Genomic DNA, 26157 nt, shown 5'->3' with positions numbered 1-26157 from the left:
CGTTATTGTTTGCTGCGCAACATCTTTTAATTGTTAAATTGAGCAACTTTCGCACTCACTCACACCAGATTCCTGATTATCATCAGTAAATGTTCGAACATAATAAATTGACTTCAAGCCTTTATTAAACGCATAATGACGTAAAATAGTCAAATCACGCGTTGTCATTTTATCTGTACGACCCTTTTTCCATTCATACAAATCATCTGACAATGTTGACCGCATAAAGAATGTTAACGCCATACCTTGATCAATATGCTCTTGCGCAGCCGCGTAAACGTCAATTACTTTTCTCATATCAGTATCATAGGCTGAGATATAATAAGGCATTGTTTCATTGCTCAATCCTGGTGCAGGATAATACACTTTCCCGATCATACCCTCTTGTCGCTCTTCAATACGATTAACAATTGGCAACAAAGAAGCTGTTGTATCATTAACATAGGAAATAGAACCAGTTGGTGCGATCGCATGACGATAAGCATGGTACATGCCATACTTCATCACATTGTCTCGTAATTCAGCCCAATCATGCTTAGTGGGTAAGTGATGCTCTGAAAATGCTTCTTGAACCTTCGCTGTTTTTGGTGTCCAATCTTTTTCTAGGTATGTGTTGAAATAATCACCACTTGCATACGTTGATTGATCAAATTCAAAGAATTGTTCATGACGTTCTTTGGCAATTTTCATAGATGACTTGATTGAGTAATAATTAAGCGTCATAAAGAATGTAGATGTAAAGTCCAATGCCTCTTCGTCACCATAGTACATTTTATTTTGTGCGAAGTAGGCAGCCAAGCCCATGGCACCCAATCCAATCGCATGCTTCTCACGATTACCTAACGCAACAGAAGGCACAACATCTAGGTTTGATGAATCAGAGACAAAAGTCAGTGCACGCACCATTGTGTCAACAGATTCCTCAAAATTATCAGTCTGCATCATGTTAACAATATTGATTGAACCCAAGTTACAACTGATGTCTGATCCAAGCTTTGTATATTGCTGCTCATTGTTCAAATCTGATGGCGTTTGGACCTGCAAGATTTCTGAACACAAATTTGAAGACACTATCTTCCCTTTAACTGGATTGGTTTTATTTGCAGTATCAAGATTAATAATATAAGGGTAACCTGATTCTTGCTGCAGCTTAGAGATTTCTTCTTCTAGCATACGAGGGTCAATGCGGTATTTACGAATCGCTTCATTAGCGACCATATTATCGTATTCACCTGTAATATCAACATAGTTGAATGGCACACCATAGACTTTTTCAATGTCTTCTGGGCTAAAAAGATACATCGGTTGATTTTCTTTAACTAGTTCATAAAACTTATCTGGGACAGTTAAGCCAAGTGACAAGGTCTTAACACGAATTTTTTCATCCGCATTTTCTTTTTTAGTTGACAAAAATGCCAAAATATCGGGATGAAAGACTGATAAATAAACAACCCCGGCGCCTTGTCGTGCACCAACCTGTGATGAAAAAGTAAAGGAATCTTCAAGTAATTTCATGATTGGTACAACGCCGCCCGCAGCATTTGCAATGCCCATTACTGGTGCACCAGCTTCGCGAACGTTAGAAACATTAATGCCAACGCCACCACCCATTTTTGATAATTGTAGTGCAGAGTTTATTGTTCGGCCAATTGAGTTCATATCGTCTGATGTTTGTATCACAAAACATGACACCAATTCACCACGACGCGCACGTCCTGCATTTAAAAAGGAAGGTGTTGCCGGTTGATATCGTTGGTGAATCATTTCATCAGCCAATCGTAATGCTAAAGCTTCATTGCCATCCGCGTAGTACAATGCATTCATAGCGACACGATCAACATAGGTTTCCACATAGTGTTCCCCATCGTTAGTTTTCAAGGCATATTGATTATAGAATTTAAAGGCAGCCATAAATGACTTGAAGTTAAAATGCACACTGTCAAGGTAGGCATATAGTTCTTCAATAAAAGGCATTCGATATTTTTCAATAAAACTACGCTCCAAAAAATCATTGTCAAAAAGCCACTCAAATCTTTGTGACAACGAGTCAAATTTAAGTACATTTGGCCACACATTCTCAGTTAAAAATGCATCAAGCGCCTCCTGATCCTTTTCAATTTGAATTTGGTTGTTCTTTGGGATGTTGATTTGATTGTTTAAATCAAAGTAAGTAACTTTATCAATATCTAATGTCTTCAATGGCATAACGCTATCCTCTTTTTTTGTTTCATATTTTTACTGCTTATTTTACAAAATAATCTAATAAAAAAGCATCATTGCGGCTGCGTCGCAAGATGCTCGGAATACGGCTTGAATTAAGCAGATATTTTTTTGAGCACATCTGGACGGAAGCCAGAAAATGATGGCATACCCTCAATAGCAACAACTGGCGTTTGTCGATAACCATTAGCTTTCAATTCATCAACATATTGTGTCTCTTCTTCAATGTTAACTTCTTTAAAAGCAATACCCTGCGCCTCTAAAAACTTTTTCGTCATTTTGCATTGCACACAGTTATATTTTGTATAAATTGTTACTTTTTCCATGACACGTACCTCACATTTATATCCATTATTTTGTTTAGTTTTAGTTAGAACTGTTGATTAATAGTTTACCGCAATTCGATAATTCTACAAGGACCAAAACTGTCTTCACAAACATTTGTTCGATAAAATCAAGTCATAGCTCAATTCACAAGCTAAACAAATTAATAAAATTCACAAGCGCCCACCACGAACATTGAAAGCGTTGATATATAAGGGTTTTTCTGAATCGCAGCACTCTGAAATAATTTAATAAAAACGATAGATGCGTTATGCATTAAGGCGTTGTGTTTGTGAAATTTTATTTTTAAAGAAATCATTAAGCTGATTTTTGTTCGCCTTTATCCACCCCAATTGCAGCTTCAAACTTAATCATTCGTTAAATTTTAAGAAGCGATAAAAATCACCGTATGACGACTTTTTTTGGTATAATAACTCTTAGTATATAAGAAAAGAGGTTTACGAATTTGGATTCTGGTCCGTCTTTGATCATCAACTTTTTTGTTATTTTGGTGGTCTTGTTGTTAGCTATTCTGTTTACTTTAACGGAATATTCATTGGTTAAGGTGCGACTAAGCGCTTTAAAGGTTTTACAGGAAGATCGTGACAAGCCTTCCCGTAACATCAGTAACGCCATTCACATGGTGACACACCTGACTGAATATCTCTCGACAGCGCAAGTCGGGATCACATTAACAAGTTTGATTTTAGGTTGGATTGGTGAAGAAACTGTCGCTGACATCATTCTCAAATCAGGTATTATTCCTGCTGAATATGCCCACGCAGTTGCCTCAGTCGCAGCTATGATTATCTTCACTATTGTCCATGCTGTGTTTACAGACCTTGTACCTAAAAATATTGCGATTGAATCGCCTGTAAAAGTCTTACTATTTATTGTTCGACCAGTTCGCTTCTTTCATATCACGTTATTCCCCCTAATATGGGTATTAGATCATTTATCAAACGGTATTACACATTTATTAGGATTTAAAACTGACGGCGAAGAAGACATATATTCTCAAACCGAAATTTTATCACTGTCTAAAAACGCAGCAGCAGCTGGTGAATTAGATGAAGAAGATTTAACCTTCATGCAGCGTGCTTTTGAAATGAACGATAAAGTTGCTGTTGATATCATGATTGATCGTACATCAATGACTGTCATTGATGTTAAAGCTTCTATCGCAGAAGGTGTTAATTTATACTTGCAAGAACGTTATTCACGTTTTCCGGTTGTTGCGGACAATGATAAAGATAAAGTGTTAGGCTATGTCTTTAACTATGATCTAGTTCGCCAAGCACGTATTAAGTCATCTGACCCTGTTTCAAAGATTATGCGTGACATCCCCGCCGTACCCGAAAATATGGACTTACACGACGTCATGGATGAAATGATTATCAAACGTTCCCCTATTGCCATTGTTGTTGATGAATACGGTGGTACTTCTGGTTTAATTACTGATAAGGATATTTATGAAGAACTATTTGGTACAGTTCGTGACGAAATAGATGATGTATCAGATGATTATATTGAAAAACTTGGTGATCATCGTTTCAAAGTTTCTGGTAAGATGACCCTTTATGACTTTGAGCGCTACTTTGATAAAAATATCAAAGAACTGGAAAATGATGATGCAGTAACATTAACTGGTTATGTGTTAAATCACGATCCCGAATTCCGCGCTGGTGATACCATGACTGTTGCCAACTTCCAGCTAACAGCACTTGATTATGATAATGCTTATATATCTGAATTCATTGTAAAAGAACTACCCACACCCAAAGAGGATGTTAATAGTAATGGTATTTTTGATGATGAGGAACTTGAGTCTGAGTCACAATCTGAAAGTGAATTATCTAACCATTAATTAATCAAAAACGAGTGTAACTTACTCGTTTTTTTGATTGGTTTGTAATCTTTACTTTATCACTAATTTAATTGTTCGTGATTATGGTAAAATAGAATTATTATATTGAGGAGGAACAGTATGTCAGTCCATATCTACATGGTGCGCCATGGCGAGACTTATTTTAACTTTTTACACCGTTTTCAAGGATGGTCTGATGCCCCTCTGACTGAAAAGGGCATTCAAGATGGCTATCATGCCGGTACACGATTAGCCAATGTTCATTTTGATGGTGCTTACTCATCAGATTTAACACGAGCCATTCATACCGCACGCTACATTTTAGCTAACAATACGAAGTCTGATTTTTCAGATCCAACGCAACTTCCTGATTTCCGAGAAGAAAATTTTGGTGCTTTTGAAGGTGTTAGCGGTGAGATTGTGCTCACGACGTTAGGTGCCTATAAAAAAGACCAATTTAGTAATTTTTCAGATGTTATCACGCGTTATAGCATGGCTGATGCGATGAACGTCATGGCTGAAGCCGATCCTTTCAATCTAGCTGAAAATCATGAAGCGTTTCTAAAACGTGTTAAGCATGGTTTTAATGACTTGCTGAATCATCACCATGATGGTGACAATATTCTCCTCGTCTCACATGGCACAACTATTCGTGCTATTGCCGAATATTTTGGCAGACGTGACTTGTCAGCTATTAGTGTTACGAATGGCGCAGTCATGCAACTGGACCTATCAACCGATGAACAGGCTGATATTATTAACTTTAACGACGATACAACCGTGTTTTAATTGAAGAAATCAACTCAAAAAGACGATACATCAGCAATGCCATGTATCGTCTTTTTTATACGTTTAATGCTTGTTTCAAATTTTCACGTTGTTTTACACGGTAATATGTCACAAGTAAGATAGTCAGTGCCAAAAGCCATATAATCAAAATCATGACATTTGGCTCAATATCATTACCGCCAAAAACAAGTGAATTGACTGCATTTTTCAAAGCTGACAATGGCCAAAATGGTCTTATAAATGCAAAGATTGAATCCTGTAAAATAATTGGATCATTAGGCACAACAAAGACAGTTTGGATAGCTAATAGTACAGTTGACAACCACCAGCCAGCTTGGCCTAACCACTGCTTCAGGTACCAAACTAAACTCATCATGCTCCATTGACTCAATAATGTGATGCCAGTCAAATACCAAAAGTTGCCGATGTTCACATGCCAAAGGAAAGCGCTGCCTACCATCAAAATGCTACCCAAAATGCTTAGCAAACCACCAATTTGAAAGTTTTCCCACCATTGTTCTAATGCCAAAGCGTCTGTTTTGGTTGGCTTAACTGGCAATAGTAGTCCAAATAGTACTGACATCATAGAAACACCAACGACTAACAATGACGCCATTAAAACTTGTCCCTGCGTTCTTATTGGCTTGATGTCATTCGTTTTTAACATGAGCATTTGCGTCAACGCCGTATTTTTGTCTGGCTGATTGCTCAATAACGATTTCAGTTGGCTTGAAATTTCTTGCTGTCCACCGTTGATATTTTTGGCACTCGATTGAATAACGCCTGACTGATCGCTCAATGCTTTGGTACTGCTTAAATTGGTGGCAATACTGCCTATACCACCAGCAATCGTCGTTTGCATTTTGTATGAAATATTATTAATTTCTACTGCCAAGGACTGAATTTTCGTTTTATCACCCCCATTAACAGCATCATTTAATTGCGCGGAATAGGTAGACAAATCCGTGATCAAATCAGCCGCATTAGACTGTAAATCATTTGCGGCATCAGCATCAATGCTATTGCCTACCGCTTGCAAATTAGTTTGTAAGTCTTTTGTTTGCTTTGCTAGATTTTGACTTTGTGAACTTAGCTTCGATAACGTGGAATCACTTGTATTGCCCAAAGACAACTTATTATTCGCTATCGCAACTATTCCGTTGAGTTGATCTTCAATGTATTGCGTCGCATATTGACTATTTCCTGTTGCAACAGTAACATTGACCATAGCTGATTTGCCACTCTTTTTATAATCTGCTAATTGCGTCGTTAATGAAGTAGGAATTTCAATCATCGCGCTAATACGCCCTTGCTTTAGCGCCAGCTTTGCTGCCCTAGTTGATTGATAAGTACTTGTTTTGAAATGCTTACTTTCCTTTAACTGTTGTTGCAATGTGTCGCCAAATCGCTGGTTTTTACCATTCAAGGACGCTGCCTTATCTTGGTTTATTACCGCTACGACTAGACGGTCTGTTTTCTGATTACTGTGACTAGTTGCCCCCAAATAGCCGACAATCAGTAAGACAGGCAAAACCACTGCTACTAGCCACTTTCCCAATATACGTTTATTTCCTAACACCGCTTGCCAACCCAACATAAAAAGCCTCTTCATCTTAAACTCTGCTACTAATAGCATACGAGATTGAAGTGGCCTTGTGGATAACTTTATAAAGTTTTATCATTTTTAAAGAAATTATGGCAAAGTATTCCCTGCCGCCATATAGACGTCATACCATTCCTGATTAGTCAACTGAAAATCAAGCTTCGTCATATCAATAATACGGCTTGGCGTCATGGAACCAATTATAACTTGCATATTGGCCGGATGATGCAAAATCCAGGCAACAGCAATAGCGCTTTTTGATACGTCATATTTGCTAGCCAACTTTTTTAACGTTTGATTAAGTTCTGGAAACTTTTCATTATCAATGAAAACACCTTCAAAAAATCCAAATTGGAATGGTGACCAAGCTTGAATGGTCAGATTGTGTAACCTCGTGTAAGATAGAATACCGCCATCATGATCAACACTGGCTGCGTCATTCATATTAACGTGCAATTCAGAATCAATCATATTAGTGTGCATTATGCCAAATTGCAATTGGTCAATTTGCAGCTTTTCCTCTCCTAAAGCATTCTGAATCAGCGCAATTTGGTAAGGATTCATGTTAGAAACACCAAAATGGTGTACTTTCCCAGCGGTTTTCAAGTCGGTGAAAGCACGTGCTAACTCATTAATGTCAACCAATGTATCTGGCCGATGCAGCAAAAATGTATCAAGATAATCAGTTTGTAAACGTTCTAACTCAATATCAACGCTAGCAATCAGATGATCATAACTAAAATCAAAGCGCGGTCCTCTTTCACCATCTCCGTTGATTTGACCGTTGGGTAAAATAATACCAGCTTTTGACTGTATAAAAATTTCATCACGCTTGACACCCGCATCTTTCAATGCTTGACCAAAAACAATAGATGATTGACCACTACCATAAATATCAGCCGTATCAAAAAAGTTAATTCCGGATGCCAATGCCGTTTCAACAATTTTTTGGGCTTCTTCTGATGTTTTATCGGCAATTCTCATGACGCCCAAGGCAACTGCACTTGACGTCAGATTTGTACTACCAATTTGAATTGTTTTCATGTGATATACCTTTCATATAACAATTAATTTAAAACCAGCTACATTGAAAGTAATATAGCACAGCTGGTTAAAGCTGAACTATATGAAATCACTTTCAGTGATAGCTGGCGATTTGTGTCCTTATTCAGCTGTTTCAAGCAAACCATACTTACCATCTGTTCGCTTGTAGATAACTGAGTCTGTGTTAGATTCAGCATCTTTAAAGATAAAGAAATCATGTTCTAGCAAATCCATTTGCAGCGCTGCCTCTTCAGGTGACATTGGCTTTAAATCAACCTGCTTTGTACGTACAATTTGTAATGCCGAATCATCAACGTCCGTCTCAGGAATTTCGTCATGTGAATCAATACCCTTAAAGCCTGTTTCACGTGACTTACGGTTAATTTTTGTCTTATACTTACGAATTTGGCGTTCAATCTTTTCAGATACATTATCTACTGCTGCATACATATCAGCATTTGTATCTTCAGCTCGCAACACTACGTATGGTAATACGATTGTGACTTCTACTTTACCAGAGTTATCCGAACGATACGTGCGTAAATTGACATTTGCTTTTGCACTTTCTTCAATATAACGATTCAGTTTCGTTAAACGCTTCTCAACATAGTCACGGATTGCGTCTGTTACTTCGATGTTTTCACCACGTACATTATAATCTAACATAATAAATTCCTCCATACACGCTTTATTATGATAACAATCTAAGTATCATCAAATTCAGCGTGGTTTTTATCTTGTTGCTAACTACATTATATCACAACTGTAAGCGTTTTCTGTAAAATTCACCATTTTTTCATTTTTAGCGGGCCAATGAAATACTTTTGACAGTTTTTGCGCCCGCCTGATAAAGCAAATTAGCTGCGTGGTACATTGTATTGCCGGTTGTGTAGACGTCATCCACTAATAAAATACGCTGACCCACTACTAATTGGCTTGATACACTGAGAGCAAAAGGCTGTTGACGGTTCATACGCTCGCGTCGTCCAAATTGTGATTGATGATCTTTTTTGCTTGCAGTAACAGAAAGTATATCGGATAAAGTTTGCCCATTCAGCATACCACTAACTTGATTAAACCCACGCGTTTGCATAGTATAGTGACTGACTGGAATTGGGACAACAATATCCTTATCAATACTATCAATCAGTCGGATTAAGTCGTGATTAAATAAATCTTTTAATAAAAAATCACCATTAAACTTATATTGCTGCATATAAGTTTTCATAACATCATTATATTGGTAAATTGCCCGATGTTCCAATAACGGATAGCCTTTATTTTGCCAGCGAATACAATCAAAACACATTTCTGGTGTCGCTTGTAATCTGCCACAGTTTGGACAAAATATATCATTAATAAGTACCAATTGGTTACAACAATCCTCGCACAGATTATTTGAATCGGTAGACATTATTCCCAACAACGATAAAAATGATTGATCCTCTGTCAAAGGCAAACCACATAGTTGACACAACTTTCTAGATTGATTCACGCAATTTCTCCCCCAAATGATTGAGTTGTATAATTTGACGTTGGGCAGCTTTGACTTTTAATGTCACATGCTCAACGTAGGCCAGTACAAGCCCAGTGGGACAATCAGATTTTCTACCAACGCGTCCAGCAATTTGGACCAAAGCATTTTCGGTAAACATTTCATCATCAGCGCCCAAAATGATGACATCAATGCCAGGAAAAGTCACACCACGTTCAAGTATTGTTGTCGTGACAAGATATTGTAAATTTTCATTGCGCATACTTTGTACCTTTTCTTGTCGATGTTTATCATTGGCATGCACAAAATCACCATGCATTCTTGGAAACCACCGCCTGATAGTTTCTTGTACAGGTTTTAAATCTGACACTTTAGGCACAAAAACCAAAAATCGTTTATTCGTCTCCACTAAGTAACTAAGCTGTTTTCGAAACTTTCTTGGTAGTTTTTTACGCCAATTACTGAGTCGCGCTAATTGAATTTCTGGTAACAAATGTTGATGAAATCGCAGTGGCAAATACGAGACTGGTAACCCTTTTTTAATCCGCTTTTTTAGTTCTCTAGTTGGTGTTGCGGTCAGATAAATCATCGTATGACGAACTTTAACGGCATTTTTCACAGCATGCGTTAGCATCTCATTACCAGCAAATGGAAAACTATCAACTTCATCAATAATTAGGACATCAAAGGCTTGTCTAAATCTTAAGAGTTGGTGTGTGGTTGCCAATACAAGTTGAGTATACCGATAACAATCAGTCTGTTCCCCATATAACGTCACCATGTCCGTTTGAGCAAATGCAGCACGTAATCGCGGTGATAATTCAACAATAACATCAACGCGCGGTGCAACAATGCCGATGCGCAGTTTTTGCTGCAAAGCGCGATAAATAAGCGGAAATAACATTTCTGTTTTGCCCGCACCCGTCACAGCCCACACTAAATGTTCTCGTTGCAGTGCTAAAGTGGTCAGTAAGTCTTCACTAACTTTTTGCTGTTGACTGGTTAAAGTCCCCGTCCAACTTAGTACCACTTTCCCATTAAATTGATTGGGTTCAGGCAAAGAGATTAGATTATCTAATGAACTAACACGACCAAGCGTCAGACAGGCGCGACAATAAAACGCATCATTTGGTAATGGCGATACTAATTTTTGGTTACAACGTTGGCAAACACCTCCCTGAAATGCTGTCCTCGTGTTTCCTAAACTATTATCTATTTTTGGACAGACTAACTGCCTTCCGTAGAGATTTTCTATTTCCATACTGTATAATACGATGTATGGAACATTACTTCACAATTTCCCAAAAAACATATACTTGGGATCAAGTTATTAAAAAATCTCGCTTTATCTTGAATGTTGCGCGAATTAATTCTGAAGAAGAAGCACGCTTATTTATTGCACAAATCAACAAGCAACATTACAAAGCCAACCATAACGTTTTTGCCTATATGCTAGGTGATCAAGATCAAATACAACGTTTTAGTGACAATGGTGAACCTAATGGTACGGCCGGTGTACCAATGTTAGAGGTCCTCCAGAAAAATAAAATTCACGACGTTGTGGCCATTGTGACGCGTTATTTTGGCGGTGTCAAGCTAGGGGCTGGGGGCTTAATTCGTGCTTATGCTAGCACAACAGCAGACGGGTTGAAAGCAGCTGGCTTTGTCGAACGACTAGCGTTGCATCAAGTGACTATTACAATTGCCTACAAGCACGTTGATAGCCTAATTTACTGGTTAACACAAAATGACTATCAAATTATGAGCACAAATTACGATGAAAACGTTCATTTAATCGTCCCTGTGTCTGAAGAAGGGCTGCGTAGCTTTCAAAATACACTGACGAATCAATTTGCCGGTAACATTGTCTTTGATATTGGTGACATAACTTTCTTTGAAATTCCGGTCAAATAGGCTATAATTAAATAGTTATGATCCGCTAGTGTAATGGATCGCACGCAAGATTCCGGTTCTTGAAATCCGGGTTCGACTCCCGGGTGGATCATTATAAATGCTATGATATAACTTTGTAGCAAAAAAGCTGATACTGTTGATACAGTATCAGCTTTTTTATTAATCAATTGTCATAGCTGCCGGCTCTGGCGCTATGACATCATGTCCAGTTTCACGTTTGATTGTTTCAAATAAAATTCCTTCACGTAGACCAGACTGAGAGAAAATGACTTGCTGACCACTCAATAGAATCAGTAATTCCATCAAGGGTAGTAACCCACCAATAATAATGTCCCCACGTTCTTTAGCTAAACCAGCCATTTTTTTGCGTTCATCTAGATCTTTGCTTAAAATCATCTGATAAATTGCAGTAGCATCTTGCGTGCTCAAATGGTAGCCATGAACTGGTAAATCAACAATCTTCTTTTGTCGACGCGAAATCTTTGCTAATGTTCTATTGCTGCCCCCTAGCGCAACCAAAGGTAAATTTGCTGCCTCATTGAGCCATGAGACATCACCAAACATTCGCCGTAAGGCGACAGTGGCTTCAAATAATGAAGCAGCGCTCACGATATCTTTTTCTAGGTAACCTTCACTAATTGTGACAGCGCCAATGGGCAAACTCACTTCATGTAACGCTTCCTTGTTTCTGACTAGCACTAATTCAGCCGAAGCACCACCAGTGTCTAGTATCAACGCATCATTGATGTTAAGCGTATTGACAATACCAACGTAATCAAAATGCGCTTCCTGTTCACCAGTTAATACTTCCAACGGCCACACCATTGTGTTTTTAAATGCTACTAGAAATTCATCTTGATTAGCCGCCTGACGCACTGCAGCCGTCGCTACTGCCCTAACATTGATGTCGGCCTCAGGATAAACTGATAACGCTTTTTTAAAATGTTTTAACGCGTCTAGTGTTCGTGCAATAGCTTCGGGCTGCAAAATTTTATCCTCGCCCATGCCTTCGGACAAGCGTACCATTTCTTGATAACGCTCCAAAACCTCATAGTGACCATCCTGATGGTACTTACTAATCGTCATACGGACTGAGTTAGATCCTAGATCTATCACCGCTAGTATTGTCATACTTCCTCCCCTGTAAATGGATTATTAATTGGTTCAAAATCTCGGCGCCGATGTAACGCCTCTTCACGTTGTTGTAATTCAATTTGTTCTGCCAATGAAGCCGCAATAAAAAATTCTTGGGAGTTGCTGGCTGACAAACCGCGTCGATCTATTTTTTCAAACACACCATCGTCTTGTAAAACACGCGTTTTAACGTTGTCTTCCCACATGGTTTTGAAAATTGATAAGACACGTTGCCGAAGGGTAAGGTTCTTAATAGGAAACAACAATTCTACTCGGCGGTCCAAATTTCTAGTCATCAAATCCGCTGATGATAGGTAAACTTCTGGATCGCCATCATTTTCAAAACTATAAATACGACTATGCTCCAAAAAACGACCAACAATCGAATGTACTTCAATTTTATCACTAATTTTTGGAATCCCGACACGCAACATCACAATGCCGCGGACAATTAATTCAACTGGTACACCAGCTTCACTGGCTTCATATAAATGTCGAATCATGTGTTCATCTGAAAGTGAGTTAAATTTCATTTTAATACCTGCTGGTTTGCCAGCTTTTGCATTGGCCATTTCAGCGTGAATTTTGTCGTAAATAAACTCACGAATACCTTCCGGCGACATGTGCAATTGGTGGAAATACACGGGATCTGAATAGCCAGTCAAAATGTTGAAAATAGAAGCCACATCTGCCCCCAACTCACCATCACTGGTAAACAAGCCAAGATCTGTATAAAAATTAGCTGTCACATCATTATAATTACCGGTTCCTAGATGGACATACCGTCGAATGGTATCATCTTCCCGACGAACCACCAAGGCAACTTTGGCATGAACTTTTAAGCCTCGTAATCCATAGACAACATGAACACCTTTTTGCTCTAATTCCCTCGCCCAGTGAACATTATTTTCTTCATCAAAGCGGGCTTTAATTTCAACTAGTACCGTCACTTGTTTTCCTTGTTGCGCTGCGTCTGCCAATGCTTTGATGATTGGTGAATTACCTGAAACACGATAGAGCGTCATTTTAATTGCCAAAACATTTTCATCGCGAGCAGCCGTTTGAATAAACTGCACCACTGGTTTGAAAGTGTCATAAGGATGGTGCAATAGATAATCACGTTGTTTGATACTGGCAAACATTTTTTCGGGTACCAAATCAGGATTTTCATAGCCTTTAAAATGTGAAAACTCTAGCGTGGGGGCATCAATTAATTTAAGCCAAGCATCTAAAAACGTTAAATCGATTGCGCCATTCACATCATACACACGTTCATCCGGTACTTCTAATGCTTTAATTAGCTTATTCATCAACGTTTTGCTGGTATTGGCACTAACAATGACGCGAATAACGCGGCCACGCTCACGTTCTTGCAATTTACTTTGTACTTCCTGCAAAATGTTTGGCGTATCTTCATCATCAGCGACGTCTAGTTCCATATCACGCAAAATATGGAAGACTGTTGACTCTTTAATCGTATAGCCTTGAAATAGTGCGTCAAGAAACTGCTGGACGACTTCTTCGATCAAAATGACTTGATTAGACTCTGGCAATGCAATCACACGTCCTGATGTTGTTGGGACCTGCAAGACAGCTATATGCTTTTCTGATTTTTCATCGTCTTTTTTTAAGCGAACACCAATGTTTAACGTATCATTTGCCAAAAATGGAAACGGGCGCGTGCTGTCAATTGCCATTGGCGTTAAAACCGGTAACAATTCCTCATCAAAAAAACGCTTTAAAAAGCTTAACTGTTCGGCACTTAAATCATCTGCATGCTTTAACTCATAACCATTTCGTTTGAGTGCTGGTAAAATACTGCGATTTAATACTTGGTACTGGTTTTTAATTTGTTCTCCAGCTGCCTCAGAAATAATGTCTAGCTGCTCTTTGGGCAATAGTCCAGCTGCATCAGGTTTGTCATGGCCAACAAAAAATTGCTGCTGTAGACTCGCTACACGCACCATGAACCACTCATCCATATTTTTTTGCGTGATAGCTAAAAACTTGGCTCGTTCTAATAATGGATTTTGAGTATCTCTTGCTTCCTCTAAAACACGGTCATTGAACGCTAACCAACTTACTTCTCGATTGACATAGTATTTTGGTAATTTTAATTCACTCATAATCGTTACTTAGCCTCTCTTCCCTTGTCGTTTCAACACAATCGGCATGCCAAACACTGCCTCAAAAAATCTTGCTTTTTTAGTGAAAACATAAATTTCTAATTGCAAATCTAACGGTGTGTGTCCTGTCACAACAATTTTTTCTGCTTGCACAGACACCGTTAATTTGGTAATTTTTTGCAAGCGGCTATCATCCAACGCATCTGCTAATCTTAGCAGCGCGGCCATCTTAGCAATTCGGATACGTTGCCTTGGGGAAAATTCATTGGTGGCACGTAAAGCATTGTCCGGTGTTTCAGCGCTATGGTAGCGTGCTATGGCTGCAATCATGCGTTGTTCCGACGTCGACAAGCCATGAAAGTCAATTCCCTCCAATATTTCTTCCGAATACTGGTAATGTCGCTGTGAATTAATAAAACTACCAACATCATGTGTCAAGGCGGCAACCCCTAGCAAAAGACGATCGCGCGGGTCCAAACGATGAATCTTTTTCAGCCGATCAAATAATCGCCATGCGTACTGTAAAACAATTTCACGATGCTTATCCTCAACCATGTAACGATCAGCAATCCCACGTGCCGCCGTAATAATATCTTGTTGCGCCGTTGTGTCTTTAACAACTAACCCATCCAATACGGTTAAATTACTAATATGCAACTTTTTGGCAGAGACAGCAGACATCACATTGAGCACTAAAACAGCTTCCATGTAAATCATCCAAATATCTTTATTATCAATCGTATACTCTTCCGAAATTGCTTGATTATTCATACGCGTAAAATTTGTCACCAGATTCTCAACATCTTTTTTTGTAATGGTCACTGATGATTGGTGCACCAGAAACACATTGTTTAAAACATCGGCGCCTAACAAAACAACACTGTCGGCTTGATGAAAAGGTGGTAACATATGCCAAAAATCAGCAAGTTTACTATTAATAAATTCAGGTACAAGATCTGAAATTTGTGTGATTTCCGCTGTCATTTTGCGAATTGATTGGGTTAATCTAACTGGTCCAATAGCAGAATGTTGTGAAAATTTAAACTGTTCATCTTCAAAATATGACAAATCTATTCTTGTAGAACTAACACCTAAAACAAAAGCATTTCCGCCACTTAAAACCTTTTGTTCATGCATCCGTAATGCTAATTGCCGGTAGTAATTTTCTTGGTTAGCATTTAACCAACGCAATGTTAATCCTGTCACATTTTCTACCTGATCAACAAAGTACACAGCATTAGGCATTTTTGACAAATTTTCACTACCAAATAGACGAACAGTCGTCACATCGTAATCCCGCAATAACTGCTGAAAACGTTGTAATTGGGATAAAGCACGCTGCATGACCTCGGTTGAAAAGTGCCTCAGCTCTAAATCATTTTCACTGTATTCTCGTTTAACAGTTTCAATTTTATGACCACTGCCATCAACAATTTGTAATTCTGCAACACCTGAGTTGAGTAAAATAATACCTTGTAATTTCGCCATTAAAAGTGTCCTCTCTGGCTAGTTTAACATATTTTTGTAAAGATATTGTTTACAATTATCATTAAAATACCATAATAATATTCTGACACTCATTCTGGATTAAAAGCACATGCCGCCTCATGGTCGTTAATAACACCCATCGCTTGCAAATAAGAATATATCGTCACCGGACCGGCAAATTTAAACCCCTGTTTTTTCATATCCTTAGCCACCCTTTGAGATAATTCATTCTGCGCGACAATCTCTGATAGTCGCGTAATATGATGATTAATGGTTTGATTATCAGTGAAGTGCCACATATATTCAGATAAGCTACCAAAAGTAGCCTGTAAATGCTGAATAATCCGAGCATTGTTAATTGTAGCCGCAATTTTTAAACCATTACGAATGATATTTTCATCTTGCTTTAAACGCAAAACATCCGCTTCCGTCATACTTGCGACGCGGTCAACGTCAAAATGAAAAAAAGCTTCGTTCAATCCAGAGCGCTTTTTTAATGATATTTCCCAACTTAACCCAGCCTGAAATATTTCCAAAGTGAGCAATTCAAATAACTTAACATCATTATCCCGTAATGGTTGTCCCCACTCAGTATCATGATATTTTGTCATCATGTCAGTGGCTGAATAGTGGCTAACCCACTCACATCGTTTAATCGTATTGTTAGTCGAAGCGGGTTTTAAAAGATTATCTGTTGGTACCATGATTATTTTACCCTTTTGATTTTTTAGATACTAAAAAATCATCTCTTAACGAGATGATTTAGTAAAGTTAAATTACTTGTTTTCAATTGCTTCGCGAGCATCAGCTGACAAGTTGTAGAATGAGTGGATACCCTTATACTTTGCAGTTGTGTCCAACAATTCTTCAATACGGATCAATTGGTTGTACTTTGCAATACGGTCAGTACGTGACAATGAACCAGTCTTGATTTGACCAGCGTTAGTAGCAACAACCAAATCAGAAATTGTTGTATCTTCTGTTTCACCTGAGCGGTGTGAAACAATAGCTGTGTAGCCAGCTTCTTTAGCCATTTCAATAGCTTCCAAAGTTTCTGTCAAAGTACCAATTTGGTTAACCTTGATCAAAATTGAGTTAGCGGCACCCATCTTGATACCCTTAGCCAAGTATTGTGTGTTAGTAACGAAGAAGTCATCACCAACCAATTGAACTTTTTTGCCCAATTCAGCAGTAATTGTAGCCCAGTCTTCCCATTCATTTTCATCAATAGGATCTTCGATTGAGATGATTGGGTAACGATCTGCCAAATCTTCAAGATACTTGATAAATTCAGGTGTTGTGAATTCTTCACCTGTTGACCAACGCAACTTGTATGTCTTTGATTCTGCATCATACAATTCTGATGAGGCAACATCGACAGCAATCGCAATATCTTTTCCTGGCTTGTAACCAGCAGCTTCAATCGCACGAATCAAGTACTTCAAAGGTTCTTCGTTATCAGCAAAGTCAGGGGCAAATCCACCTTCATCACCAACTGAAGTTGCCTTACCGTCAGCTTCCAACAATTTCTTCAAAGCGTGGAAAGTTTCTGAACCATAGCGAATTGCTTCTTTAACTGTTGGGGCACCAACAGGCATAATCATGAATTCTTGGAAGTCAACTTTGTTAGCTGAGTGAGCGCCACCGTTGATAACGTTCATCATTGGTGTTGGCAAAACGTATGAGTTCATACCACCAATGTATGAGAACAAAGGCACACCTAATTCATCAGCAGCAGCACGAGCAGCAGCAATTGAAACGGCCAAAATAGCGTTGGCCCCCAACTTACCCTTGTTTTCTGTACCGTCCAATTCGATCATAGCTTGGTCGATAGCGCGTTGATCAGTAACATCAAACTTACCAACCAATGCCTTTGCGATAACATCGTTAACATTGGCAACAGCCTTTGTTGTACCCTTACCTGAGAAACGTGACTTGTCGCCATCACGCAATTCAACAGCTTCGTGTTCACCTGTTGAAGCACCAGAAGGCACCATACCACGACCAAAGCCACCTAATTCTGTGATAACTTCAGCTTCAAGTGTAGGGTTTCCACGTGAGTCAAGGACTTCGCGTGCGATAATATCAGTGATTAAAGACATGTGTCTATTCTCCTTTGGTTTTCGGTTTTATACCATGTTTATTATATCACACAGCAACGATAATTTGCCAAAAATTGATAGTGGGATCACGACCAAATAATTGTTGATTAAACCTCTTCTGTATTAAAATCAGGAATAGTCGGGTTGTGGGCAATCGCTACCAATTCCAAAAACTTCTGTGGATCCAACGCTGCGGTACCGACCAGCACCCCATCAATATCTTCTTGGAGCATAATTTCTCGGGCATTTGCGGGTGTAACAGAGCCACCATATAAAATTCTAACTTGTTCCGCAATGACTGGTGAATAAAGTTTGGCTAACGTTTGTCTGATCAAATGAGCAGCTTTTTGTGCTTGGTCTGCACTTGCTGCTTCTCCCGAGCCAATCGCCCAAGTTGGTTCGTAAGCCAATGTGACATTACGAATTTGATCAACTGAAACACCCGCCAATGCAGCCGCAACTTGTGCCACAGATGGTTCAGCATCCATAAATTGGGCATACGTACTCATATCTTCATCAACATCAATAATAGGACGTAAGCCGTTACGTAAGGCAGCAGTTACTTTTAGGTTAACCGTTGAATCGGTTTCATTGAAAAACTTGCGTCGTTCAAAATGGCCAATCAATACATATTTAGCACCAATATCCTTGAGTGCCTTAGGGGAAGTTTCTCCCGTATAGGCGCCACTATCTTCCCAGTGAACATTTTCTGCTACCACATGAATAGGCGACTTTTCTGTGGCACGTACCATGTCTGCCAAGAATAAATCTTGAGCAGCAATACCAGTTTCGACAACTTTTTGGTCAGGTACTTTGTCGTTAACCTCATTCAAAAACGCCATCACATCTGCCTGCAACTTATTAATTTTCCAGTTAGCAACCACGAATGGCACACGTGCCGCTTTATGTTGACTCATTTTTCGTCTCCTTTGAGCATCATGAAAATAAATGCTGCTTCAATTAACAGTAACCAAATAATATCGCGTGATGATTCACCAACGACTGACAGTAGAATATAACTCAAAAACAAAGCGGCTAGTCCGCCACCTGTCTTAACCAACGTCCGATAATATTTGCTTGTTGTTAGCAATTCGGAAAGACGCGTATTTTCGGCTTTAAGTTCAGTGACATCAAGCTTCAGTGCTTCTATTTGGTCTAGTAAATCATCGTTTTCATTTTGTAAAATTTCAGTTTGCGCCTTAATTTCAGGATTATCTTCTTCGGCTTTCTTGCGATTAAAAAATTTCATGTCATTTCTCCATTACCTCCATTTTATCAAACTTCGAGGTGTCGCGTCAGTAGAATTCTATTGACGTGTCAGCATTAAATGGGTATAATTATAGAGTTGCCAATTATAATATGCAGCTGTGGCGGAATTGGCAGACGCGCAGGATTAAGGATCCTGTGCCCGTTTTAGGGCGTGCGGGTTCGACTCCCGCCAGCTGCACTACGAACGTTCACATTAGTGAGCGTTTTTTTGTGGGCACTATAATTAATCAAAGAAAAAAAGCCCCTATGGTAAGAGGCTTTTTAGATTGCCCCTGCTGGATTCGAACCAGGCGAAGGGGCAATAGTTAATTTATTTTGCCGTTAACTATTAAATCGGCAATGGGAGCGGTAGGATTCGAACCTACGAACCCGAAGGAACGGAGTTACAGTCCGTCGCGTTTAGCCAGACTTCGCTACACTCCCATATCTCAAACAACTCTACTATCATATCAAATATCGTTGTTCTTGACAACCCCTTTTAGCCACGTATCAAATCAAAATTGCCCCATGGTTGAATTAGTGGTAATAAATTCAAGTCATCTTCATGAATGTGTCCAACTATGTTGATGCGACCATCATTAGGTAAATCGCGCAACGCAATTTGCAACTCGCCTTTATATTGACCAAATTCATTATTGTCAATTAATAGGTCACCACGTTTAATCGCGTCGGTGTGTTTAGCTGGAAAATCTTCGTCTTTATAGATAACACGTGTCATGGAAGACCGCAAAACATAGTCAGATTTGTCGCCACGATACATTTGTTCTTGATTAAAGAGCACCGCTTGCTCTGCTTGACTCAAGTCACTTTCTGTCACAACGCGTAATTGTGGACGTCCAAGCTTGAAGGCATCACTAGCCGCTTTTAAATCGAGCTCAGAAGCAAACGCATTACCTATGATAACATCATCGATTAAACCGCCCAGCCGTAGTTCTTGAATCTGTGTTGCGATTGGTAAGCTACGATGATCTTCAAGTGACACGAGACCATCCGATACTGGCCAAGGACCAAAAGTGCCACTAGGCGCATTTACGAATGCGGCTGTCCGTAAGTGATGATTACGATATTGTGTTGACGTGTTCGCAAAATAGTCACGTCCCAATCCCGTAAATCGCTGTGGGTAAAAATTATGTGACCCAATCAAGTTATCACGATTTGGCACATAATCAACGATTTGATCAATATAGTGTGTTCCTCGAGACATATTGACCTCGATTTTGAGACCATAGGGATTTTGCGTCATTGCCGCTTCTTCTTGCCCTGTAAAACCCAAATCAAGCCGTATGCCCCAAGCGCCCAAGTCAGCAAAGAATTTCAAATTGTTGTAATCAACACCCAATTGGTCAAAAAGGGCTGGATTGATGTCAAGGATTGTTTTCATCCCCAAGTCATTACCAACAGCAATTATTTTTTTAAAATCAGCAATAACTGCCTCAGCATCACCTTTTATTTCTAATAACGATGTAAAAATTCTTGTAAAACCAAACTGTGCAGCTTGCTTTAGATAAGCTGCATTATCTTCAAAACTTGCTTGTGATGGATAAATTGATAGTCCTAATTCTGGCATTTATTCGCTCCTTTTCCATTAATACTATTATAACGTAACCGCTTACATTTTGTTGTTTTTTATTAGGAGAAAACAACAAGCGTCTAATACAAGGATTAGACGCTTTGGAATCACCAGAGAGATTATCTGTGATCTTAAACAACTGTTGAATCAGCATTTTGAGTTACTGGCTTATTTTGATTGACAGTGCCTTTACGCAAAACCAACATATAAATGATCGTACCTGTCAGAATAACGATCCATAGTAAAGGTATAAAGACTGTATTAAAATTGATATTTGAAGCAGCTATAATGCTTAAAATCATAGCTGCGTCTCCCCATACATATAGTTCAAGGTTTTCTGAAAATGGTGCTTTTTTAATTTTCTTAATAGTTGGAATAATTGCTAAAGCTTCAATAATTGCCAAATCAATAAGTAACCAACTTAAAGGAATTACGTTTAAAAGAGATAGTGCCGTTGGTACTACTATGAAGAAAGCCATAGTGCTAAGAAACTTAGCTGAGATAGGCTGTTGCTTGATAAACTTGATGCCCTTTAAACCAAAGAAAAAACAAAATACTGTTGTCACAACTGTTGACGTTGCAGCCCAACCTCCATGGCTACTCAAAATAATGATTGCCTCAATAAATGAAATAGTAGCCCAGATAAAGCAGGTTGGTGAACTAGGCTGAAACGTTCCTTTTTTCAGAGCAATTAGTGCAGGAACATTTCTATAAATGATTGCCCCCATTGCGATGACACCTAGAATTGAATGCACAATATGTAAATTCCTTTCAAATATAAGTAATAAATAGCGACTTTCCGAAAATTATTATATCACCTCAATTTGCCGATTAAACGGAATTCACAATTTGTTCGATTACTATTCACAAAGCCCAATGCATTTTTCATCACATAAGTACATGACCGAAAGACAAATTTTTGTGTTATTCGTATAAAACTTTGAGCTGCATAATAATGCGTTTCAATATTCCTTAATTTATTCCTGATAAGATTACATTACTAACCCACATTGTAAGCCTTCTAAAATATGTGTATTTATGTCATGATTTATAGAGGCGTACATATCAAGCAGCACTATACCAACCCTACAATATTTCGTTACTTGTTAATAGCTTCGCTTCCCACATATTTCAACATCATCCTAAATCAATCAACTGTTTCAATGAGTTCCTTATAAACTTCCGTTAGTTTAACTGGCACATATCTTACCAACGGCGCTATTTAATTTAGCAAATTATATCCAATCCAAAATCATAAACTATTACATTTATTAAAAATGCAGTAAAAAAGTGCTGAACGAATTTCGCTCAACACTTTTAATCACGCTATAAATCAAAAACGCTTATATATTAAGAGTCTATATAACCAATAAAATATTAACGCTTTGAGAACTGTGATGCCTTACGGGCTTTCTTCAAACCTGGCTTCTTACGTTCCTTCATACGTGAGTCACGAGTCAACAAACCTGCTGCCTTCAATGCTGCACGGAAATCAGGATCTACTGTCAACAAAGCACGGGCGATACCGTGACGAGTTGCACCAGCTTGACCAGAATAACCACCACCAACAACGTTAACTAATACATCGTAGTTACCCAATGTTTCAGTTGCGTTGAATGGTTGCAAAACAACTTCACGCAAGTTAGCGAAAGGAATGTATTCTTCGATTGCCTTGCCGTTCATTGTAATTTGGCCATTACCTGGAACCAAACGTACACGAGCAACTGAATTCTTACGACGACCTGTGCCGGCATATTGTACTGCTGTAGCCATAATTCAGATTCTCCTTTCTTAAACCAACTTGTTGATGTCAAGTGCTTCAGGCTGTTGTGCTGCATGATCATGTTCTGATCCTGCATACACGTGCAAGTTCAAGCCTTGCTTACGACCCAAAGTGTTCTTTGGCAACATACCCTTAATTGATAATTCAAGCAACTTTTCAGGGTTGAATTCACGGTAGTTACCTGCTGTGCGAGCTTTCAAGCCACCTGGGTGGTTTGAGTGGTGGTAATAAATCTTATCAGTAGCTTTCTTACCAGTCAACTTAACTTCGCTTGCATTGATGATGATGACATTGTCACCCATGTCAACGTTTGGTGTAAACGTTGGCTTGTTCTTACCACGCAAAATTGAAGCTACTACTGTTGACAAACGTCCCAAAACGACGTCTTTGGCATCAATAATATACCACTTCTTTTCGATTTCACCTGGTTTTGCTAAAAATGTTGTACGCATGTTTGCGCTCCTTTGATTAGTTGTTTACAGGCTCGGCCGTTCCTTGCCAAGCAATTACAATAAGTTTCCGGGGCTTATCGTGAGGTAAACAATACCGTCTACAATCTTACCTAAAAAACCGTGCAATGTCAATGGTTTTAATCAAAATTAACTATTTCCGTCCCAGCATATGAAGCAAGACGAGCTGAGTGAATTTCTAATACTAAAATCACTTCATTTTCAACATCTGGATGTGCGTGAAGATAGGGCTTATTGTTTGCAAAAAGGTCTTTAATGTCAGCCCATTTTTTATCCGATCGACGCATTGTGGCGTGATTAGATTCAATTCTGGCACCATTTTGGTTTAGTGGCGTTATGATTGAAACGTTCTCATTAGCCGCCAAGTCAATCATCTTCTCAGTATTTGGCTTCGAATTAAAATACCAAATATTTGGTTGATCAGGATCAGGCGCAAACCCCATAATACGTACACTTGGTTGATTTTGTTTGCTAGTGGCAACAAATGCTAATCCTCGTGATGCTTGAATATACTCCTCAAAAAGTGTCATAAATTTTTTCCTCCAAATAATAGTTCATCCCAATTTTGTTTCACAACAAAATAAGTACCTCGAACATCTCCAGCTAATTTAGACCGTTGATGCGCAAATTTAAATTTACCAACTAAAGCATCTGGTATTTCCGCCCCTTCGACCAGAACAATTCCCACTGCTCGCTTAGGATTTTTGCCATCTTGACCGTGCTTTTCATACAGTAAATTTAGCACCATACCATTTTGATAATAAAATTCGGGCCAGAAAACATCCGCATCCTCATACAGTGCCACTGCGATAATGGGTGAATCAAATATTAATTGCCGCTCCTCTAGTAATATTTGATTGAAATGCGAGATTTCCCTTTTCTTTTCATCAGGAGAAAATGAGACATAGTGTGAGTGATATTTTCGCGAAAAATACTTCGCCTTGCCGGCACGAAAGCCTGCTAGTGAAGCTGATAATGATGAATCCGTTAGCCCACTGTCACTGACGATTTTAAAATCAACCACATCACTCATTTTTCATTTACCTCTTTAGTCATTATAAGAAATTTCGTCTAAATATAAACCACTGGCAGGTGCTGTAAAACGTGCTTGCTCCCGATCTTTAACCGCAATTAATCTTTGAATATCATGAACAGGCCGTCGTCCAGTGCCAATTTCTAGCAAAACGCCAACCATAATTCGAATCTGATTATATAAGAAAGCATTACCCTCAAAAACCAAAACCAGTTCATGTTCTTCAGCTTTCTCAGTTAATTCAACGCGTGTAATTCGGCGCACGGTGGTAGCCGTTTCGTTACCAGAAGCGGCAAAACTAGCAAAATCATGTTCACCTATGAAATCAGGCAACGCTGATTTCATGCGATCGACATCTAAATGCCAATGAAAATGTCCAGTATAATGCCGTTTGAACGGATCTGTATAGTCTAACGTTGAAATTCGATAAATATAACGCTTGGCATGCGTATTAAATCGCGCGTGAAAATCATCAGACACGCGTGTCACAGATTTAACCAGAACATCGCGAGGCAACAAGGTATTCAACCCCTTGCGAAAGTTATCCGATGCAATATCATAAGGAAAATCAAAATGCACGACTTGTCCAAATGCGTGTACGCCCGTGTCTGTTCGTGATGCGCCAACCACTTTAATGGGTGGTTGAGGCTTTTTAGCCATTTGGTTAACCACTTTGTTAAGTTCACCTTGGACGGTACGAGCTGACTCAACGCCGTTTTTTGTTTGAAGTTGAAACCCAAAAAAATCTGTACCATCGTAGGCAACAATTGCTTTATAACGTGGCATACTGTATTTTTACCTCTATCTGCTTTAAAAATAATCTGCTAAAACAGGTCGTTGACTGAAATCAATGACCTGATCTAATCTGCGGGCTGATTGTATATCACCACGCAATTCACCGGTTTGTAACAATATTTCTGCGCAACGCGCATGCAACAAAACTTTTGTCCATGCTTGAACCGTACCACTCAATTGGGCGGTTGCGGTTGATCTCTCACCATTGATTTGCCAATGACCGGCGTTTTGTTCAAAATCATCAGTAACATCAATGACCATTTCGACTGGTAAGGCAAGTATCCTTAGCAAAGCAGCTATATTGACAATGCGTACCATCATACCTGCCTGTTGTTGTATCTTTACTGCCATTGGTTCTGCAGATAAATCACGCCAATCACGAGTTTGCCCGTCCGTTAGTTGAAATTGCTTGAATGTGCCTGCTCGACTACTAATAAAACGCCACAATGCCAGTTCAGCATCATGAGTAAGCGTAACTAATTCCTGTATGATTAGCTTCTCACCTTCAAAACGATACATCACGTAACCATTTTCAGTCGTAGCGATTTTTAAATCAGAGAGGCGCACTGTGTAGCGAAACCGCCACCACCAATCATCTCGCGCTAAAGCACCAAATTGAAAATCTGGGTGCTGTCCGATAATTTTTTTCATTGTAGGTAACGCTTCATCAAACGATGCTCGCTTGACTGGTGTTGTTTTGGCACCTATTGGAACCGTATGATCGTCCCAAGTATACTGTTTTTGATCAAATAGCCACTCATAGCCAAATTGACGATAGAATCGATACGAAAACGGCGCCAAGTAAGACAGTATAGCGCCATCTTCATAAGCATCAGACTGAATTTGTGCCATAATGCGACGGATGGCGCCATTACCGCGAACTTCAGGATATGACGCAACATTGCCAATGCCAACCATTTTAACAGTTGCGGTATTAAGCTTAACATGCAACGGTAACGCGAACACTTGACTAGTGATAGTGTCATCATTAATATCACCATAAACCGTCGCGTTCTTAACAAGCTCACGACGATACATTGTCTTAGTCCCCACTGGATAGCCAAAAGCATCGGCATCCAGAGCAAGAATTTGCTCAAAGTTCGAAGGCGTGATAGCAACTGTTTTAATCAT

Annotated in this window: 25 protein-coding genes and 2 tRNA genes; 4 read left to right on the top strand and 23 right to left on the bottom strand. The window is 39.1% G+C overall.

Features of this window, described 5'->3' with window-relative positions:
* Window positions 1-33: 33 nt before the first annotated feature.
* Both nrdE and nrdH read right to left on the bottom strand, forming a co-directional pair.
* On the bottom strand, window positions 34-2205 hold the full coding sequence (nrdE, locus tag IEU65_RS08590; RefSeq protein ID WP_010279340.1) for a class 1b ribonucleoside-diphosphate reductase subunit alpha: 2172 nt from the start codon (window positions 2203-2205) through the stop codon (window positions 34-36).
* 110 nt (window positions 2206-2315) lie between these two features.
* Window positions 2316-2546: a glutaredoxin-like protein NrdH gene (gene nrdH / locus IEU65_RS08585; protein ID WP_010279343.1), complete on the bottom strand. Its 231-nt coding sequence runs from the start codon at window positions 2544-2546 to the stop codon at window positions 2316-2318.
* Window positions 2547-3010: 464 nt separating this feature from the next.
* On the opposite strand from nrdH, the gene IEU65_RS08580 reads away from it, so the two are divergent.
* Both IEU65_RS08580 and IEU65_RS08575 read left to right on the top strand, forming a co-directional pair.
* Entirely contained in the window at window positions 3011-4411 is a 1401-nt protein-coding gene (locus IEU65_RS08580; protein WP_010279346.1) for a hemolysin family protein, read from the top strand.
* A 120-nt stretch (window positions 4412-4531) separates the two neighbouring features.
* Complete coding sequence (locus IEU65_RS08575) at window positions 4532-5200, top strand: histidine phosphatase family protein (RefSeq protein WP_010279348.1); 669 nt, start codon at window positions 4532-4534, stop codon at window positions 5198-5200.
* A 55-nt stretch (window positions 5201-5255) separates the two neighbouring features.
* On the opposite strand, the gene IEU65_RS08570 is transcribed toward IEU65_RS08575, so the two are convergent.
* The 5 genes from IEU65_RS08570 to IEU65_RS08550 all read right to left on the bottom strand — a co-directional run bounded on the left by IEU65_RS08570 (window position 5256) and on the right by IEU65_RS08550 (window position 10603).
* Complete coding sequence (locus tag IEU65_RS08570) at window positions 5256-6797, bottom strand: ABC transporter permease (RefSeq protein WP_010279351.1); 1542 nt, start codon at window positions 6795-6797, stop codon at window positions 5256-5258.
* A 96-nt stretch (window positions 6798-6893) separates the two neighbouring features.
* Complete coding sequence (locus IEU65_RS08565; RefSeq protein WP_010279354.1) at window positions 6894-7847, bottom strand: aldo/keto reductase; 954 nt, start codon at window positions 7845-7847, stop codon at window positions 6894-6896.
* Window positions 7848-7967: 120 nt separating this feature from the next.
* Window positions 7968-8513 (bottom strand): ribosome hibernation-promoting factor, HPF/YfiA family, encoded by a 546-nt coding sequence (gene hpf, locus IEU65_RS08560; RefSeq protein ID WP_004912837.1) that lies wholly within the window; start codon window positions 8511-8513, stop codon window positions 7968-7970.
* Window positions 8514-8649: 136 nt separating this feature from the next.
* Window positions 8650-9156 (bottom strand): ComF family protein, encoded by a 507-nt coding sequence (locus tag IEU65_RS08555; protein WP_010279357.1) that lies wholly within the window; start codon window positions 9154-9156, stop codon window positions 8650-8652.
* 172 nt (window positions 9157-9328) lie between these two features.
* Window positions 9329-10603 (bottom strand): ATP-dependent helicase ComFA, encoded by a 1275-nt coding sequence (locus IEU65_RS08550; protein WP_187241125.1) that lies wholly within the window; start codon window positions 10601-10603, stop codon window positions 9329-9331.
* A gap of 17 nt (window positions 10604-10620) precedes the next feature.
* Here IEU65_RS08550 and IEU65_RS08545 point away from each other — a divergent pair, with 17 nt between their 5' ends.
* On the top strand, window positions 10621-11256 hold the full coding sequence (locus tag IEU65_RS08545) for a YigZ family protein (RefSeq protein ID WP_010279364.1): 636 nt from the start codon (window positions 10621-10623) through the stop codon (window positions 11254-11256).
* A gap of 159 nt (window positions 11257-11415) precedes the next feature.
* Here the strand turns inward: IEU65_RS08545 and IEU65_RS08540 are convergent, their stop codons facing one another.
* The 7 genes from IEU65_RS08540 to IEU65_RS08510 form a co-directional block, all read right to left on the bottom strand.
* Window positions 11416-12387 (bottom strand): Ppx/GppA family phosphatase, encoded by a 972-nt coding sequence (locus IEU65_RS08540; RefSeq protein WP_010278909.1) that lies wholly within the window; start codon window positions 12385-12387, stop codon window positions 11416-11418.
* Window positions 12384-14516 (bottom strand): RNA degradosome polyphosphate kinase, encoded by a 2133-nt coding sequence (locus IEU65_RS08535; protein WP_010278912.1) that lies wholly within the window; start codon window positions 14514-14516, stop codon window positions 12384-12386. The genes IEU65_RS08540 and IEU65_RS08535 overlap by 4 nt, the downstream gene beginning before the upstream one ends.
* Window positions 14517-14525: 9 nt before the next feature.
* The gene (locus tag IEU65_RS08530; protein WP_010278917.1) at window positions 14526-16004 is read right to left on the bottom strand and encodes a Ppx/GppA phosphatase family protein; all 1479 of its coding nucleotides are present in this window, start codon (window positions 16002-16004) and stop codon (window positions 14526-14528) included.
* An 89-nt stretch (window positions 16005-16093) separates the two neighbouring features.
* Window positions 16094-16708 carry a DNA-3-methyladenine glycosylase I gene (locus tag IEU65_RS08525; RefSeq protein WP_010278921.1) on the bottom strand — a complete coding sequence of 205 codons (615 nt, stop codon included), beginning with the start codon at window positions 16706-16708 and terminating at the stop codon, window positions 16094-16096.
* 72 nt (window positions 16709-16780) lie between these two features.
* Window positions 16781-18106 (bottom strand): phosphopyruvate hydratase, encoded by a 1326-nt coding sequence (eno, locus tag IEU65_RS08520; RefSeq protein ID WP_036067776.1) that lies wholly within the window; start codon window positions 18104-18106, stop codon window positions 16781-16783.
* Between the two features lie 107 nt (window positions 18107-18213).
* Window positions 18214-19023 (bottom strand): triose-phosphate isomerase, encoded by an 810-nt coding sequence (gene tpiA / locus IEU65_RS08515; protein WP_010280115.1) that lies wholly within the window; start codon window positions 19021-19023, stop codon window positions 18214-18216.
* Entirely contained in the window at window positions 19020-19355 is a 336-nt protein-coding gene (locus IEU65_RS08510; RefSeq protein ID WP_010280114.1) for a bZIP transcription factor, read from the bottom strand. The genes tpiA and IEU65_RS08510 overlap by 4 nt, the downstream gene beginning before the upstream one ends.
* A 112-nt stretch (window positions 19356-19467) precedes the next feature.
* Between IEU65_RS08510 and IEU65_RS08505 the strand changes: the two genes are divergently transcribed.
* Window positions 19468-19553 (top strand) — tRNA-Leu (locus IEU65_RS08505).
* Window positions 19554-19715: 162 nt separating this feature from the next.
* Here the strand turns inward: IEU65_RS08505 and IEU65_RS08500 are convergent.
* The 9 genes from IEU65_RS08500 to IEU65_RS08460 form a co-directional block, all read right to left on the bottom strand.
* Window positions 19716-19798, bottom strand: a tRNA-Tyr gene (locus IEU65_RS08500).
* 55 nt (window positions 19799-19853) lie between these two features.
* Window positions 19854-20942, bottom strand: a complete 1089-nt coding sequence (locus IEU65_RS08495) for a DUF871 domain-containing protein (RefSeq protein WP_010280112.1) — start codon at window positions 20940-20942, stop codon at window positions 19854-19856.
* Window positions 20943-21076: 134 nt separating this feature from the next.
* Window positions 21077-21700 carry a hypothetical protein gene (locus IEU65_RS08490; protein WP_228934794.1) on the bottom strand — a complete coding sequence of 208 codons (624 nt, stop codon included), beginning with the start codon at window positions 21698-21700 and terminating at the stop codon, window positions 21077-21079.
* A 622-nt stretch (window positions 21701-22322) separates the two neighbouring features.
* Window positions 22323-22718 (bottom strand): 30S ribosomal protein S9, encoded by a 396-nt coding sequence (rpsI, locus tag IEU65_RS08485; RefSeq protein ID WP_004912888.1) that lies wholly within the window; start codon window positions 22716-22718, stop codon window positions 22323-22325.
* Window positions 22719-22736: 18 nt separating this feature from the next.
* Window positions 22737-23180, bottom strand: coding sequence for a 50S ribosomal protein L13 (gene rplM, locus IEU65_RS08480; RefSeq protein ID WP_004912891.1), 444 nt, complete (start codon window positions 23178-23180; stop codon window positions 22737-22739).
* Between the two features lie 137 nt (window positions 23181-23317).
* Window positions 23318-23728 (bottom strand): pyridoxamine 5'-phosphate oxidase family protein, encoded by a 411-nt coding sequence (locus tag IEU65_RS08475; protein WP_010293112.1) that lies wholly within the window; start codon window positions 23726-23728, stop codon window positions 23318-23320.
* Entirely contained in the window at window positions 23725-24231 is a 507-nt protein-coding gene (locus IEU65_RS08470) for a DUF8821 family protein (protein WP_010293115.1), read from the bottom strand. The genes IEU65_RS08475 and IEU65_RS08470 overlap by 4 nt, the downstream gene beginning before the upstream one ends.
* A 15-nt stretch (window positions 24232-24246) precedes the next feature.
* Window positions 24247-25017 carry a tRNA pseudouridine(38-40) synthase TruA gene (truA, locus tag IEU65_RS08465; protein WP_010293117.1) on the bottom strand — a complete coding sequence of 257 codons (771 nt, stop codon included), beginning with the start codon at window positions 25015-25017 and terminating at the stop codon, window positions 24247-24249.
* A 24-nt stretch (window positions 25018-25041) separates the two neighbouring features.
* Window positions 25042-26157, bottom strand: a complete 1116-nt coding sequence (locus IEU65_RS08460) for a GNAT family N-acetyltransferase (RefSeq protein WP_010293121.1) — start codon at window positions 26155-26157, stop codon at window positions 25042-25044.

This window comes from Leuconostoc pseudomesenteroides KCTC 3652 (assembly GCF_014634745.1).
In the GTDB taxonomy this organism is placed as follows: Bacteria; Bacillota; Bacilli; order Lactobacillales; family Lactobacillaceae; genus Leuconostoc; species Leuconostoc pseudomesenteroides.
The sequence above is the reverse complement of the archived record's forward strand: the minus strand, read 5'-3'. Positions and strand labels throughout refer to the sequence as shown.

Coding starts and splice junctions, on each gene's coding strand:
- nrdE (WP_010279340.1), bottom strand. CDS start 2,205: ATGCCATTGAAGACATTAGATATTGATAAAGTTACTTACTTTGATTTA.
- nrdH (WP_010279343.1), bottom strand. CDS start 2,546: ATGGAAAAAGTAACAATTTATACAAAATATAACTGTGTGCAATGCAAA.
- IEU65_RS08575 (WP_010279348.1), top strand. CDS start 4,532: ATGTCAGTCCATATCTACATGGTGCGCCATGGCGAGACTTATTTTAAC.
- IEU65_RS08570 (WP_010279351.1), bottom strand. CDS start 6,797: ATGTTGGGTTGGCAAGCGGTGTTAGGAAATAAACGTATATTGGGAAAG.
- IEU65_RS08565 (WP_010279354.1), bottom strand. CDS start 7,847: ATGAAAACAATTCAAATTGGTAGTACAAATCTGACGTCAAGTGCAGTT.
- hpf (WP_004912837.1), bottom strand. CDS start 8,513: ATGTTAGATTATAATGTACGTGGTGAAAACATCGAAGTAACAGACGCA.
- IEU65_RS08555 (WP_010279357.1), bottom strand. CDS start 9,156: ATGTGTTTTGATTGTATTCGCTGGCAAAATAAAGGCTATCCGTTATTG.
- IEU65_RS08550 (WP_187241125.1), bottom strand. CDS start 10,603: ATGGAAATAGAAAATCTCTACGGAAGGCAGTTAGTCTGTCCAAAAATA.
- IEU65_RS08545 (WP_010279364.1), top strand. CDS start 10,621: ATGGAACATTACTTCACAATTTCCCAAAAAACATATACTTGGGATCAA.
- IEU65_RS08540 (WP_010278909.1), bottom strand. CDS start 12,387: ATGACAATACTAGCGGTGATAGATCTAGGATCTAACTCAGTCCGTATG.
- IEU65_RS08535 (WP_010278912.1), bottom strand. CDS start 14,516: ATGAGTGAATTAAAATTACCAAAATACTATGTCAATCGAGAAGTAAGT.
- IEU65_RS08530 (WP_010278917.1), bottom strand. CDS start 16,004: ATGGCGAAATTACAAGGTATTATTTTACTCAACTCAGGTGTTGCAGAA.
- IEU65_RS08525 (WP_010278921.1), bottom strand. CDS start 16,708: ATGGTACCAACAGATAATCTTTTAAAACCCGCTTCGACTAACAATACG.
- eno (WP_036067776.1), bottom strand. CDS start 18,106: ATGTCTTTAATCACTGATATTATCGCACGCGAAGTCCTTGACTCACGT.
- tpiA (WP_010280115.1), bottom strand. CDS start 19,023: ATGAGTCAACATAAAGCGGCACGTGTGCCATTCGTGGTTGCTAACTGG.
- IEU65_RS08510 (WP_010280114.1), bottom strand. CDS start 19,355: ATGAAATTTTTTAATCGCAAGAAAGCCGAAGAAGATAATCCTGAAATT.
- IEU65_RS08495 (WP_010280112.1), bottom strand. CDS start 20,942: ATGCCAGAATTAGGACTATCAATTTATCCATCACAAGCAAGTTTTGAA.
- rpsI (WP_004912888.1), bottom strand. CDS start 22,718: ATGGCTACAGCAGTACAATATGCCGGCACAGGTCGTCGTAAGAATTCA.
- rplM (WP_004912891.1), bottom strand. CDS start 23,180: ATGCGTACAACATTTTTAGCAAAACCAGGTGAAATCGAAAAGAAGTGG.
- IEU65_RS08475 (WP_010293112.1), bottom strand. CDS start 23,728: ATGACACTTTTTGAGGAGTATATTCAAGCATCACGAGGATTAGCATTT.
- IEU65_RS08470 (WP_010293115.1), bottom strand. CDS start 24,231: ATGAGTGATGTGGTTGATTTTAAAATCGTCAGTGACAGTGGGCTAACG.
- truA (WP_010293117.1), bottom strand. CDS start 25,017: ATGCCACGTTATAAAGCAATTGTTGCCTACGATGGTACAGATTTTTTT.
- IEU65_RS08460 (WP_010293121.1), bottom strand. CDS start 26,157: ATGATTAAAACAGTTGCTATCACGCCTTCGAACTTTGAGCAAATTCTT.